Raw genomic sequence first — 13,625 nt, 5'->3', positions numbered from 1 at the left:
GGGACGGGGCGCTTCCAGCCCCTTCTACAGCGCCACCACGTCCACCGCTTCGCCGAGCCTGTCACGGGCGATGTCCGCCACGTGGCGGTGGTGCGTGAACAGGATCGGCTGGACCCGTTCCCCGATCGCCGCCAGGGCGTCCAGACCGTAGCCGGTCCGGGTCTCGTCGAAGGTCGAGAACAGGTCGTCGCCGATGAAGGGCGCCGGCTCGGCGCGTTCGGCGTAGTCTTCCAGGTAGGCCAGCCGCAGGGCGAGGTAGAGCTGGTCGCGGGTGCCCTCGCTCATGCCCTCGATCGCCACCGTGCCGCCCCCGGCGCGCTGCCCCGCGAGCTTCGGGGTGTCGGCCTCGTCGTAGATCTGGGCAAGGCCGGAGAACGCGCCGCCGGTGAGGGCGCGGAACAGCGCGCCCGCCCGGGCGACGAGGGGATCCTGCTGCCCCGCGCGATGGCGGGCCACCGCCTGCCCCAGCATCAGACCGGCGAGCCGCAGCACGGCCCAGGAGCGCGCCGCCGCCTGGAGATCCGCCTCCGCCGCCTTGCGCTCGGCGAGGGCCAGTTCGGCGCCGGTGCCGCCCTCCAGTTCCGCCCGGCGCCGCTCGGCGCGGTCGCGGTCGGCGAAGATCACCTGCCCGCGTTCGGCCTGCTCCTCGGCCTCGAGCGCCAGACGTGCCAGTTCGGCCTCGATGGCCTCTGGGGGCAGGGTCTCGAGACCGGCGCGCAGCTCGGCCTCGGGAAGCCCGTCGGCTGCGCCCGCGAGGCTGCCGCGGAGCCGCAGACGCTCGGCGCGCAGCAGCTCCCGGGCACTCAAGCGGCCGAACAGACGATCGATCTCCGCAGTCGGGGCCGCAGCGAGGTCCGGCATCGCCTCGGCCACCAGCCGGACGAGGGTCGCCCGGGCCGCCTCGTGCGATTCCGCGGCATCGCGATGCGCCAACTCGGCCTCCTCGCGGCGGCGGTCGAGCTCGGCACGCCGCGCTTCCCGGGCTTGCGCGGCGACGAGGCGGCTGTGGAGGGTCCGGATCGCACCGGCGGGCGGCGCCTGCGCGAGATCGGGCGCCAGGGCCTCGACCAGGGTGGCCACCGTGACCCGGAACGCCTCCATGTCCCGCCGGATGCCGGTGGACCGGCGCTGCAGGGCGGCCCGCTCCGCCAACCGGTCCGGCACGCTTCGCCATGCCTCCAGCGCGCCCTCGGCCTCTTCGGGCCCAGCCGCACCGTCGAGCCCGAGGGGCAGCAATGCCGCCGCCCAATCGGCCTGCCACGCGGCGCGACGGGAGGCGGTCTCGGCGAGGGCCCGCTCCAGCCGCTCAACCGAAAGTCCGGTGGCGCGCACCAGACCGGCAGTCTGAAGATTGGCTTCCCAGCGGCTTGCCAGGGTGGCGACCCGCGCTTCCAGACCGTCCAGCGCGGCAGCGATCTCGAGGTCCGGTGCGGCGTCGAGCCCGGCGCGGTGGCGCAGATCGGTCAGCGGCGCCCGGGCGGCCTCGATCCGCACCCGGAGGCGATCCGCCTCGATCCGCTGCGCGGCGAGCCGCTGCTCCGCTTCGATCAGGCTCTCCACCTCGGCGAGCCACGCCGCCATCTCGGCCGGCGGGCCGGGCACGAGGGCGGCGGGCCGCCAGGCCTCCTGCCAGGCCGCCTCGCCCGCGGCGAGCTCGGCGGCGAGGGCGGCGAGGACCTCATCGGCCTGCGTGGCCTCCGCCTCCTCGGTGGCGAGGCGCTCCAGGTCGGCGGCGTGGGCCGCGACCCGGGCCGCATCGGAGGCCCGCTCGTCGGCGACGCGGTCGGCCGACAGGAGCGCGCGCTCGAAGGCTGCGATCTCGGCGATCCCGGCCGGGCGCCCTTCCGCCAGGGCATCGCGGAGAAACGCGAAGGCGGCATCGCGGGTCGCCCGCAGCGCGTCGAGCCGCTCCCGGGTGGCGACGGGCCGGCCGGCCTCGCGCTCACGCAGCCGCGCCTGGGTGGCGGCGACCTGCCGGCGGGCGGTGTCGCGACGGTCGGCGGCCCGCTCGTGCTCGCGGGTCTTGGTCTCCAGACGCTGACGGTAACGCGCCACCGTATCGGGAGCGGGCAGAGGCGTCCGGACGAGGACGGCGAGGTCGGCCACCGGAGGCGACAGCCGCCCCGCCTGGTTGTGCAGCAGCGCCGCCTCTCGGCAAATGGCGGCGTCGAGGGTCTCGCGGGCGGCGATCCATTCGTGCAGGCGGGCGAGAGGCTTCAACGCTTCCCGCAGGGGGATCGGATCCCGGGCCGCATCCGCCGCCTCCATCTCCCGGGCGAGGCGCTCCCGCTCGGCGCGGGCGGCGGCGAGGTCACGGCCGAGCTGATCCTCCGCGGCCGCGAAGGTCCGGCCCTCCCGGATCAGGCGCTCGATTCGTGCGCGCGCGGCGTCCGGAGGCTGCCCAGCCTCGAGCGCGGCGAGATCGGGGGCGCCGATCCGGCCGCGCAGCCGCTCAAGCTCCAGCCCGACCTTGTAGGCGTCGCCCTCGATCCGGGGCAGGTCGGTGCCGCCCTTCTCGAACTCCTTGGTGCCGCTGAACGCCGCCAGGATCTCGTCGGCCCGGTGGGTCAGCGCCGGCTCGACCGGTACCGCCTCGGCCTCGCTCCGGGCCCGGTCACGCGCGGCTTCGGCCCGCACCGCCTCGGCTTCCGCGGCGCGGCACGCGTCAAGGGCGGCCCCGAAACGGGCGATCCAGGCGGGATCCGCATCGGCGAGGTCGGTCTCGGCGGCGATGCGCTCCTCCAGCGCGTCGATCTCGGCGATGATCGGCCGGACGCGCTTGAGCCGCTCCAGCCGGGCGCGCGCCACCGCGATGGCCTTCTGCTCAGCCCGCAACGCCTCAAGCTGCGCGGCCGCCGCGGCGATCTCGTCGTTGAGCGCCCGCCAGTCGCCGGCGCGCAGGCCCCGCTCGCGGATCGCCCGCCGTGCCGTCTCGTGACGCTCCAAGGCTTGGTAGAAGGTCCGGTGCTTGGCTTGGCGCGGGGCGAAGATGGCGTCGGCCTCCGCATCGAGTGTCGTCTGCAGCTCCGTGAGTCCGCGCAGGCCCGAACCCGCCGCGAACAGGCTCGCGCCAACCTCGCCCTCCACGTCGACCATCTCGCGCCCGCCGGCCCGGAGGCTCGCCGCGTCGAGGCCGAAGGCCCGGCAGAAGACCGGCCGGGACAGTCCGCCGAGGAACGGCGCCAGCGCGTCGTCGGGGAGCGGCGCCTCGGCGGCGTCGATGAGGGTCCGGCTGTTGCCCTTCCGGCGCCGGAAGGACAGACGGCGGCCGTCGGCGGCGGCGATCTCCGCGCCGAGGCGCAGCTGCGGCATGTCGTGCAGGAAGGCGTAGGGGGTGGATTTCCCGAAGCCGAACAGCAGGTCGGTGACCGCCGCCAGCGCGGTGCTCTTGCCGGCCTCATTGGCGCCCAGCACCACGTGAAGGCGCGCATCCGGCCGGAATTCGACCGTGCGGTCCGTGAAGGCGCCGTAGCGCTCCAGGGCGAGGCGGATCAGGCGCATCGGGCCTCCATGGGCGATCGCCTCAGCAGTGCCGGCCGCCGAGGCGCCCGAGGACCAGCGCCTCCGCCTCGGCACAGAGGGCGTCGAATTCCGCGTCGAAGTCGGCTTCCGCTGCGGCGGTCACCGGGATCCGGCCACCGATCTCGGCCAGGGCCGCCTTGGCCCTTGTGCGGAAATCGGGGTCGCGGTCGAGCTCGGCCAGCAGCGCGGCGGGGTCGATGGCGGCACCGGAGGGCTCCACCGCGGCGCGCGGGCGGCACGTCTCGATCTTCAGGCGCTCCAGCCAGATCTCTTCGTGCAGCCGGTGCGCGGCCGCCTGGATCTCGGCCGTCAGGGTCTCCCGGTCGGCCGCCAGGGCGTCGTGGGCGCGGGTGGTGCCGACGAGGTGGACGCGGACCAGGAGCAGCCGGCGGGCCGCGACGGCGGCGAGCGGCCTCAGGGCCGCCTCGACGGCCTCCACGGCGCCGCGCGGGTCGGCCGCCGCCGCGAGGTCGACCGCGATCCGCTCGAACCGGGCTCGGTCGAGGGGCAGGCGGCTGACGCCCGTCACCCGCCCGTCGGCGACGTCCACCACGACCGCCCCCTTCTCGCCGCACTCGCGCACGCTCCGGCCCTGGAGATTGCCGGGGAACACGATCCAGGGATCCCGGGACAGCTCCGCGTATTCGTGGATGTGGCCGAGCGCCCAGTACTCGTAGCCCCGGGCCGCGAGGTCGGCGACCGAGCAGGGGGCATAGGTTTCGTGGGCGGCGTGGCCGGTGCAGGAGGTGTGCAGGACCCCGAGATTGAACCAGCCCGGCACGGCCGCCGGGTAGGTGAGCGACAGGTTCTCTTCGACGGCCCGACCCTGGAAGCTGCGGCCGTGGATCGCGACCCGCAGCGCGTCGAGGCGCAGGGTGCCGGCGCGGGCCGCCGGGAAGACATGCACGGAGTCCGGCAGCGTGATCGAGCGCGTGATGACGCTCTCGGCGTCGTGGTTGCCGCGCACGAGGATCGTCGGGATGCCGGCACGGTCGAGGCGCGCCACCTGCCGGGCGAAGAACAGGCCGATCGTGGTGTCGGCCCAGTCGCCGTCGTAGACGTCGCCGGCCACCACCACGAAGGCGACCGACCGCTCGATCGCTTGGCTCACCAGGTCCTCGAAGGCCTGCCGCCCGGCCGAGGCGAGGCGCCGGGCGAGATCCGCGTCACGCGTGGCGAGGCCCGAGAGCGGGCTGCCGAGATGCAGATCCGCCGCGTGGATGAAGCTGAACGCAGTCATCGGTCTCCGGGAGGGATCGGTGGCGAGCCGGGGCGCGATCGCGCGCAGCCGTCGGCATCACAATGCGGGCTCTTAGGCCGCCGACAGGGGTCGTCTCAAGCGGCGGCATGCGACGAGCTGTGGGGCACGTCGCCGGGGACGGCCTCTGTTGCTCGTCGATCGGGCCCTTCCGCGGCGTCGGTGCGAATCCGGTCGAACGTCCCGGCCCCGGGCGCGTTAGAGCGTGGCGGTGACGGGAGAGCCGCGCGATGAGGTTGAGACCGGCCCGATGAATCCTGCTGCACGCCCGGCCCGCCTCACCGCCGCATCGTCGCACGCCCTGCCGATTTACCCTGCCGATCGGCCGCATCAGCCCTTCAAGATCGTGAGCTGGAACCTGCTGCGGCGCACCGGCGCGGCGGTTGACGACGTGGCCGCCCTCGTCGTCCAGGAGAAGCCCGACCTGCTGCTGATGCAGGAGGCGACCCGGGCCATCGGCTTCCTGCTGGACCGGATCGGCGGCCACTACGCCTGGGCACCCCTGCCGGGCCGGATCCACGGGCTGGCCATGTGGAGCCCCAGGCCCTGGCCGGCGCCGCCCCGGGTCATCGCGCTGCCCTCGGGGGCGCTGGTGCACCGGGTCTGCCAGATCCTGGACCTCGGCGAGTTCGGCGTGGCCAACGTCCACCTGTCGCATGGGCAGATGCTCAACCGCCGCCAGCTGCGCCGCATCGTCAGCGAGCTGCCGCCCCGGGCCGCGGTTCTCGGCGATTACAACATCGTCGGCCCCGCGATGATCCCGGGTTTTCGCGATGTCGGACCGCGTCAGTCGACGCACGCGATGGTCGAGGTGCTGCCCCTGCGGCTCGACCGCTGCCTCGCCCGCGGCCTCGTCTGCCACGCCCATGCGGTGCTGCCGCGGGGGCCCTCCGATCACCGGCCGATCATCGTCCATCTCGGCCCGGCTCCCGAGGCGCATGCCCCGGGACGCTTCAAAGGTATGGCAGCAGCAGTCGCACGCCTGCGTCGCGCAAACGGACCGGCAGGCCGCGCGCGGCGAGATCCTCCCGCCTGAGCTGCGTCTCCATTTTGCCGCGCATGAACCGGTCGAGCGCGGCCGCGCAATCCGCGTCGATGATCTCGACGTTCAGCTCGAAGTTGAGCCGGAAGCTGCGCATGTCCCAGTTGGCGCTGCCGACGAAGCACCAGATGTCGTCAACCACCATCGCCTTGGAATGGTCGAAGGGCGGCTCGTCGAGCCACACCTGCACCCCGGCCCGCAGCAGCGGCTCGAGATGCGCCCGGGTCGCCCAGTCGATGAACGGATGGTCGCTGACCCGCGGGATGATCACGTCGACGGTGATGCCCCGCATCGCGGCCTGGGCCAGAGCGCCGGTCACCAGTTCGTCGGGCAGGAAGTAAGGCGTTACGAACCGGACCTTCCGGCGCGCGCAGGCGAGCGTCTGAAGGATGACCTGCTCGATCTTCTCGACGTCCGCATCCGGGCCGGAGGTGACGGCCCGGGCGACGCTGGGCCCGCACGGCTCGAGATCGACGAACCACGGTTCGCCGTCGAGGATCTCGCCGTCCACGAAGGCCCAATCCGCCGCGAAGGCGGCGGCGAGTTGCTCGACCACGGGCCCGGTCATACGGAAATGCGTGTCCCGGATCGGATGCTCGGGCTTCAGCGCGACGCGATTCGCGTGCGAGATGTTGAGACCGCCCGTGAAGGCGATGCGCCCGTCGAGGATCAGCAGCTTCTTGTGGGAGCGCAGGTTGAGGAACGGCATCCGCCAGGGAAGGGCCGAGTGCATGAACAGGGCCACCGGCACCCCGGCCGCCGTCAGCCGGCGGTAGACGGGCGTCCGGAAGTAGCCGCCGCCGATCCCGTCGATGATGACGCGCACCTTCACGCCGCGGTTCTGCGCCTCGACGAGGGCGTCGCAGAATTCGCGGCCGGTGGCATCGTCCCGGAAGATGTAGCTCGACAGGCCGATGCTGGCCTGCGCCTCGCGGATCGCCGCCAGCATCACCGGATAGGCCGCGTCGCCGTTTCGGAACATCTCCACCGCATTGCCCGCGAAGGCCGGCAGGCTGGTAATCCGCCGGATCGCCCGGTCGAGGGGCCAGAGCGTCTCCGGCACCACGGCGTCGTCGGTGTCGGGCAGCTGCGTCGCATCGGAGGGCTTGGTCCGCAGCCGCCGGGCGCGGCGCGAGACCCGGTTGATGCCGAAAGTCAGGTACAGGGCGGTCCCGAAGATCGGCGACAGCCACGCGAGACCAATCCAGCCGACCGCCACGCTCACCCGGCGCTTGCGCAGCAAGGCATGCAGGGTGACGCCGATCGCCAGCGCGACGCCGATCAAGGCCTCGACATCCGCCCGCATCAATGCGGTCGACTGAACCCAGCGGAAGAGCGCGTTTTCCAAGGTCTCGGTATCCGGGTTCGCGTCGGGAGGCACCGGATTGGCCCAAGGCCCGTGCGGCGGGCGGGATTAATCCGCCGGCTTGGCCGGATGCGCAATGGCGGCGGTCCCGGCGGGCCGCTCGCAGCGATAGGGGCCGCTGCCGTCCAGCGCCCCATACAGGACCCGGCCGCCGGAGGCGATGCAGCGCGCCTTGGCTTCGGCGTAGGGCCGGTGGAAGCTCCAGATGGTGATCATGGGACCGATCGTGGCGAGGCAGATGCCCCCGAAGATCACGGCGGCGGCCCAGGTCGCGCCGTTGCGATCCGGCCGCGGCGGTCGCGGCGGCGGCATCGCCCCGTAGAAGGCCAGCGTCAGTCCGAACAGGTCGATGGTGCTCATCAGCCGTTCCGCGTTGCGGCGCCGCGTCCGACAGGATCGGGTGTGCCGAACCACCTAGGGCAGGGCGCGTCGTTACCTATAAGCACGGCGCCGACCGGCCTGCGTCGTATCGCGCCACCGCGCGCGATCTCGCAGCCTCACGGCTCCCAGCGCGGCGGCCTCTTGCCCAGGAAGGCGTCGATGCCCTCCTGGGCGTCGGCCATCATCATGTTCCGCGTCATCACCTCGGCGGCGTAGCCGTAGGCGTCCTCGAGACCCATCTCGAGCTGGCGACCGAACGCCTCCTTGCCGATCGCCAGGACACGCCGGGCCTTCCCGGCGATCCGCGTCGCCAGGGCGCCGACCGCCGCGTCGAGTTCCGCCTCCGGGACCACCCGGTTGACGAGGCCGATCCGCAGGGCCTCCGCGGCGTCGATCGGCTCGCCCACCAGAAGCATCTCCAGCGCGGCCTTGCGCGAGACGGCGCGCGACAGAGCGACCATCGGGGTCGAGCAGAACAGGCCGATCTGCACCCCCGGCGTGGCGAAACGGGCCGTCTCGGTGCAGACGGCGAGGTCGCAGGTGCCGACGAGCTGGCAGCCGGCGGCGGTGGCGATCCCGTGAACCCGGGCGATCACCGGCTGCGGCAGGCGCGTCAGGCTCAGCATCAGCCGGGCGCAGGTGCGGAACACCGCCTCTGTCGCCGCGCGGGAGGGATCGGTCCGCATCTCCTTGAGATCGTGCCCGGCGCAGAAGGCGGGCCCCGCCCCCTGGAGAATCACGACCCGGACCGCCGGATCTGCGCGGATGGCGTCGAGCTGATCCTGGAGGGCGCCCATGAGGGCCATCGACAGGGCGTTGCGCGCCTGGGGCCGGTTGAGCGTCAGGGTCGCGACCCCGTCGGCGTCGCTGCGCAGCAGTACCGGCGCCTCCGGAGCTGTCGCGGCGTGGGCCGTGGCTGAGGTCATCGCGGCGTCTCCCGGTGCCGGCCTCCCTGGCACGGGGCCGATCTCGTCAAGCGAGGTTAGCACGCCGGCTCCGGCTCCGCGATGCCGGCGCGGCGAGCCGCGCCGTCGGCCGTCCTCGAACCAACCCGGCGGCGCGCGGTGCGCGGGCACCGGTCCCGGACCGGGTGGGCTGCCCGTCAGGCCTGCTCGGCGAGGGCGAGGTCGAGGCTGGCGTAGTCGGCGCCCGGGCCGTTCCACCAGACGGCGGGATAGCTGGCGAGCCGACCCATCAGCCCGGCATAGACATCGGCAAGGTTTGTATCGACGACGACCAGCGCGGCATCCGACTGGGACAGGCTATCGGCGAGGGCCTGGCCGCGGCCGGCGCAGTCCAGGCAAACCACGCGCAGGCCGAGGCGGACGAGGCCGAGCCGCATGGCCTCGGCCTGACCGAGATCCTGCACCAGGAGCGCCACGGTCTGACCGGCGCGCAGGCCCTCGCTCCAGGCCCAGCGGGAAAAACGGTGCGGGCAGATCGCGGCGGCGGGTCCGGACGGTGCCACGCGACGATCCGCGTTGGCCCCTCCCGCATCGCCTGTCCGGACGCGCCGGTCGGCGTCCCGCGCCGGGACTGGAAGGAATGCCGCAGGAGGATGGACGCCGTACATGCGATGCGGACCGCCTGAATCTGGACAAATTGCAGGCTCTGGCGTGACGCGAGCAGGTTAACACTCTCTCACGCGCCGGCGTTCCACCGAAAAACGACGCCGTTTTCGTCGGCGTGCCGGTCAGGGACTGCCCCTATGGCCAACAGGCCGTGAAAGTAGATGCGCGGATTGCCGGCAAATTCCGTCGCATTGGCGTGCGCACCGGACCGGCCTATGTCCCGGTGCCAGACGTGGCCCGCAAGAGGCCCCGCTCGATCGAGGAAACTACCGCGCATGCGCCCGACCACGACCCGGATCGCCCTCCTCGCCGCCGCCGCGCTGACGGCATTGCCGGCACAGGCGCAGATCCGCAACGCGCCGTCGCCGCGCGCCCTGGAGTTCGCCTCCTACATCTTCGCCGCCTCCAATGTCTGCGGCTACCGGATCGGCAGCGCGCAGTTCGAGGCCCTCCTGGCGAAGCAGAATGTTCAGATCGCCGACGTTCAGCCGCGGGGGCCGTTCGGCAACCGTGTGCAAACCATGTTCACGCTGATGTCGAACCAGATGGCGCAGAACCGCGACCAAGCCTGTCTCGCCGTCGCTGGCGAGTACGGGCCAGAGGGCACGGTGGCCAAGAACGTGCTCCTGCCGGCGGGCCAGGAGCCGGGCGCCCCGACCAAGACGCCTGCGGAGCCGGCCGAACCCGCCAAGCCGCAATAGAGATCGGCGACGGCGTCAGCCGAGGCGCCAGTCGATCGGGCGGCGCCCCTGCGCGGCGAGCCAGCGGTTGGCCCGGCCGAACGGGTCGGAACCGGGGAAGTCCCGGGCGCGGTTGAGCGGGGAGGGGTGACCGCTCTCGAACACGCCGTGGCGGTCCGCGTCGATCAGCGCGGCCCTGGCCCGCGCCTGCGCGCCCCAGAGCAGGAACACCGCCGGCTCCGGGCGATCCGAGACCGCGCGCACCGCCTCGTCGGTGAGTGCGGCCCAGCCATAGCGCAGATGCGCTCCGGACTTGCCAGCCTCGACGGTGAGGGCGCTGTTGAGCAGGAAGACGCCCTGCCGTGCCCAGGGCGTCAGGTCGCCGCCGGCGGCGCGGTCGGATCCGGCCTCCGCCAGGATCACCCGCAACGACGCGGGCAGGCGCCCCGCCCCGACGAACGAGAAGGCGAGGCCGTTGGCGTCGCCCGGGGTCGGGTAGGGATCCTGTCCGAGAATCACCGCCTTGACGTCCTGCAGCGGCGTCTCCCTCAAGGCGCGGAAGATCCGGTCCGGCGCCGGCAGCACCTGGGCCCCCGCGGCGATTCGTCCGTCGACACGGGCCGCCACGACGTCGGCCTGACCATCGGCGAAGAACGGCAGCGTCAGCCAGGACGAGCCGGAGGCGCGGAAGGCTTCGAGGGCATCGGCCACAGGCGTATCGGTCATGGTCTCTCGCGGGTCGGATCGGGGCCGAGATAGCGGGCAGCCGGGCGCCGTCATCCGGGCAGCGGTTGCGGCCCGAGGCCCCGCGTGTTTAGGGACATGGGTCGAGCGTGCCGCATATCGCGGTGCGGCATGTGGCGTCCGGTCTTCGCCGGGCGGCTTCGCACCCTACATGGAAGCACACCCCACGGGGAATTGAGCCCCCGGCCAGGTTCAGGCGTCCGCGCCGGCGGCCGGGTATCGGAAACCAGAAGAAGGATCTCGGCGCGCGGCGCCGGAACGCTGCCATGAACGAACGCGTCGAACCCGCCGCGCTGGCGAATGGCCGGCCCCTCGCACCGCTCAAGCCCGCGGCCGACACCCTGCCGGCGGATCACCCGAAGGTGGCCTGGGGTCGCGTGGGCGTGCTCCTGATGAATCTCGGGACGCCTGAGGGCACGTCCTACTGGCCGATGCGCCGGTACCTCAAGGAATTCCTGTCGGACCGGCGCGTGATCGAGGTGCCGCGGCTGATCTGGTGGCCGCTCCTCAACCTCATCATCCTGACGAAGCGCCCCGGGCCGAAGGGCCGCGACTATGCCAGCGTGTGGAACAACGCCCTGAACGAGGGGCCGCTGAAGACCATCACCCGCGGCCAGAGCGAGCGCCTCCAGGCCGCCATGGGCGAGTCCGTGGTGGTCGACTGGGCGATGCGCTACGGCAAGCCCGAGGTCGCCGGGCGGATCCAAGCGCTCCTCGACCAGGGCTGCGACCGCATCCTTCTGGTCCCGCTCTATCCGCAATACGCGGCGGCGACCTCGGCCACCGCCTGCGATCAGGCCTTCCGGGCGCTGATGGACATGCGCTGGCAGCCCACGGTGCGCGTCTCGCCGCCCTATCACGACGACCCGGTCTACATCGCCGCCATGGCCGATTCGATCCGCGAGGGCCTCGCGAAGCTCGATTTCGAACCGGAGGTGATCCTCACCTCGTTCCACGGGGTGCCGCGGAGCTACCTGCTCAAGGGCGACCCCTACCATTGCCAGTGCCACAAGACCGGGCGGCTGATCCGCGAGGCCCTGGGCCTGTCGCCGGACAAGATGCGCGTGACCTTCCAGTCGCGCTTCGGCAACGAGGAGTGGCTGAAGCCTTACACCGACGAGACGGTGATGGACCTCGCGAAGTCGGGCGTGAAGCGGATGGCGATCGTCGCCCCGGGCTTCACGGCGGACTGCCTCGAAACCCTCGAAGAGCTCGACGGCGAGAACCGCCATTACTTCGAAGAGAATGGCGGCGAGCGCTTCGCCTACATTCCCTGCCTGAACGACAGCGACCTCGGCATGCGGGTGATCGAGCACGTGGTACGCCGCGAACTTCAGGGCTGGGTCTGAGATCGGCGCCGGGTTGCCGCTTGCGGCGCGGCCCGGCCCCCCTATTATTTTCCTAAGCTGAACGGGCGCATCGGTTCGGCACGGGAGGATCTCATGGCGTTCTTCATCGGCATCGCGTGTCCGTGGCTCCTGATCGCGGTGCTCGACAGGATCGCCGAGGGGCGCCGGAGCGCCGAACTCGCGGCCCTCGGGCTCACGCCACAGCCGGCCCCGGCTCAATCCAGCTACCTCGTCCCTGACCGGCCGTATTGAGGCCCGACTGGGGCGTGACCCAGCCGGAACCTCGCCCCACGTCGGGCGGGCCCCGCATTGCCGTCACAGGCCGAGCGACGTGACCCACGACAGCGCTGCTCTAGGACAGCGCGACGCCCGGTAGCGTGCCGTCACACGGATCGCTTCCGGGCGGTCGAAAATATGGCGGCGTTTCCGGTTCATAGAACCGGACGACCGTTTCGCTGCGGGCCCGGCGCCGCGCGGACCGACCCATCATCTCTTCAGAGGGCTGGACCGAATCAGAACCCGGCCCGGCCCTCTGTCGCATCCGGCTTACGGCTTCTTCGGCTCCGACTCCGGCTGAGCGGCCGGCGGCGCGTCGGTGCGCTCGATCTTGGCCTCCGAGCGGAGCTTCAGGATCATGTCCTGCTGCGCCTTGCGGATCAGGTGCTGGTCGATCTGCTCTTTCAGCTCGTCGAAGGTCGGCTGCGGCTTCGTCCGCTTCTCCTCCACCTTGATCACGTGCCAGCCGAACTGGGTCTTGATCGGGTCAGAGACCTGTCCGGGCTTCATCGCGAACGCGGCGTTGGCGAAATCCGGGACCATCCGTTCCTTCGTGAACCAGCCGAGATCGCCGCCCTCGGTCTTCGAGCCCGGATCCTTGGAGGCCTCGGCGGCGACCTTGGCGAAATCCTCGCCGCCCTTGATGCGCGCGGCGATCTTCTTGGCCTCGGCCTCGTTGTCCACGAGGATGTGGCGCGCGTGCACCTCCTCCTCGGGCTTCATCAGCTTGACGGTCTGGTCGTAGATCGCGTGCTCCGCCTCAGGCGTGACCGCGCGCTTGGCCTCCTGCTCCAGGTAGTCGTCGAGCAGCAGCTTGTCGCGGAAATAGGCGAGCTTGCGCTTGAATTCCGGCGTGTCGCCGATCTTGGCGGACTCGGCGGCCTGCGCACCGACGCGGAGATCGACCATGTAGTCGACAAGCAGGTTCTTCTTCTGCGCCTCGTCGACGCCCGGCAGCGACAGGGCGGGATCGTCCGCCGCGATGGCGAGGTCGCCCTGCGTGATCGGCTTGCCGTTCACGCTCGCCACGACCGAATCCGCGCTCGGCGCGGCGGCCGGCGCAGCGGCAGGTGTGTTAGCCGCCGGTGTCGGAGCCTTCTGGGGGGCCTGGGCCAGCGCCAGTCCCGGCATCGCGATCATGACGGCGAGCGCGCTGGCGCGCCGGAGAAGGGCGGTGTTCGGCATACGGGCGAAGTCCTCGGCTCACGTCTTGGCGCCGCACCGGATCGGCCGGGCGGCAGGCCGCGGCACAGGTGGGCCGCGTCGGGCGAGAAGGCAAGCGCGGCCATTTCACCGGTGCCGGAACCGTGACCGTACCGGCATGCGTTGAGGGCTGCCCCTTCCAGGTGCGCCGGGCGATGTTTACCTCTATAAGCCCGGCCAACTCCGTCCAGGCCGGCCCGCCACGCTCACCCGTGTGCGGGCTCGCGCGTCCG

12 protein-coding genes are annotated in these 13,625 nt (G+C 72.1%); 4 read left to right on the top strand and 8 right to left on the bottom strand.

Going from position 1 to position 13,625, the window contains the following annotated elements; all coding sequences use genetic code 11:
- Positions 1-24: 24 nt before the first annotated feature.
- Together A3862_RS27440 and A3862_RS27435 are read right to left on the bottom strand one after the other, a co-directional pair.
- Positions 25-3,501 carry an ATP-binding protein gene (locus A3862_RS27440; protein ID WP_111474138.1) on the bottom strand — a complete coding sequence of 1,159 codons (3,477 nt, stop codon included), beginning with the start codon at positions 3,499-3,501 and terminating at the stop codon, positions 25-27.
- Positions 3,502-3,523: 22 nt separating this feature from the next.
- Entirely contained in the window at positions 3,524-4,762 is a 1,239-nt protein-coding gene (locus A3862_RS27435; protein WP_043755834.1) for a metallophosphoesterase family protein, read from the bottom strand.
- 268 nt (positions 4,763-5,030) lie between these two features.
- Here A3862_RS27435 and A3862_RS27430 point away from each other — a divergent pair, with 268 nt between their 5' ends.
- The gene (locus tag A3862_RS27430) at positions 5,031-5,816 is read left to right on the top strand and encodes an endonuclease/exonuclease/phosphatase family protein (RefSeq protein WP_236961563.1); all 786 of its coding nucleotides are present in this window, start codon (positions 5,031-5,033) and stop codon (positions 5,814-5,816) included.
- Here the strand turns inward: A3862_RS27430 and A3862_RS27425 are convergent.
- The 4 genes from A3862_RS27425 to A3862_RS27410 all read right to left on the bottom strand — a co-directional run bounded on the left by A3862_RS27425 (position 5,734) and on the right by A3862_RS27410 (position 9,037).
- Positions 5,734-7,170: a phospholipase D-like domain-containing protein gene (locus A3862_RS27425; protein ID WP_043755835.1), complete on the bottom strand. Its 1,437-nt coding sequence runs from the start codon at positions 7,168-7,170 to the stop codon at positions 5,734-5,736. The genes A3862_RS27430 and A3862_RS27425 overlap by 83 nt on opposite strands.
- A 66-nt stretch (positions 7,171-7,236) precedes the next feature.
- On the bottom strand, positions 7,237-7,548 hold the full coding sequence (locus tag A3862_RS27420; RefSeq protein WP_043356346.1) for a hypothetical protein: 312 nt from the start codon (positions 7,546-7,548) through the stop codon (positions 7,237-7,239).
- Between the two features lie 137 nt (positions 7,549-7,685).
- Entirely contained in the window at positions 7,686-8,495 is an 810-nt protein-coding gene (locus A3862_RS27415) for an enoyl-CoA hydratase (RefSeq protein WP_111474137.1), read from the bottom strand.
- A gap of 176 nt (positions 8,496-8,671) precedes the next feature.
- Entirely contained in the window at positions 8,672-9,037 is a 366-nt protein-coding gene (locus A3862_RS27410; RefSeq protein ID WP_236952860.1) for an AMP-dependent synthetase, read from the bottom strand.
- 378 nt (positions 9,038-9,415) lie between these two features.
- Between A3862_RS27410 and A3862_RS27405 the strand changes: the two genes are divergently transcribed.
- Positions 9,416-9,841, top strand: a complete 426-nt coding sequence (locus A3862_RS27405; protein ID WP_043353176.1) for a hypothetical protein — start codon at positions 9,416-9,418, stop codon at positions 9,839-9,841.
- Between the two features lie 15 nt (positions 9,842-9,856).
- Here A3862_RS27405 and A3862_RS27400 read toward each other — a convergent pair whose 3' ends face one another.
- Entirely contained in the window at positions 9,857-10,546 is a 690-nt protein-coding gene (locus tag A3862_RS27400) for a uracil-DNA glycosylase (RefSeq protein WP_043383780.1), read from the bottom strand.
- 284 nt (positions 10,547-10,830) lie between these two features.
- Here A3862_RS27400 and hemH point away from each other — a divergent pair, with 284 nt between their 5' ends.
- Positions 10,831-11,913 carry a ferrochelatase gene (gene hemH, locus A3862_RS27395; RefSeq protein WP_043353172.1) on the top strand — a complete coding sequence of 361 codons (1,083 nt, stop codon included), beginning with the start codon at positions 10,831-10,833 and terminating at the stop codon, positions 11,911-11,913.
- Between the two features lie 93 nt (positions 11,914-12,006).
- Positions 12,007-12,165: a hypothetical protein gene (locus A3862_RS31705; RefSeq protein WP_164706403.1), complete on the top strand. Its 159-nt coding sequence runs from the start codon at positions 12,007-12,009 to the stop codon at positions 12,163-12,165.
- 294 nt (positions 12,166-12,459) lie between these two features.
- On the opposite strand, the gene A3862_RS27390 is transcribed toward A3862_RS31705, so the two are convergent.
- The gene (locus A3862_RS27390) at positions 12,460-13,374 is read right to left on the bottom strand and encodes a peptidylprolyl isomerase (RefSeq protein WP_111474136.1); all 915 of its coding nucleotides are present in this window, start codon (positions 13,372-13,374) and stop codon (positions 12,460-12,462) included.
- Positions 13,375-13,625 lie beyond the last annotated feature (251 nt).

The sequence above is a fragment of the Methylobacterium sp. XJLW genome, assembly GCF_003254375.1.
GTDB lineage: Bacteria > Pseudomonadota > Alphaproteobacteria > Rhizobiales > Beijerinckiaceae > Methylobacterium > Methylobacterium fujisawaense.
The sequence above is the reverse complement of the archived record's forward strand: the minus strand, read 5'-3'. Positions and strand labels throughout refer to the sequence as shown.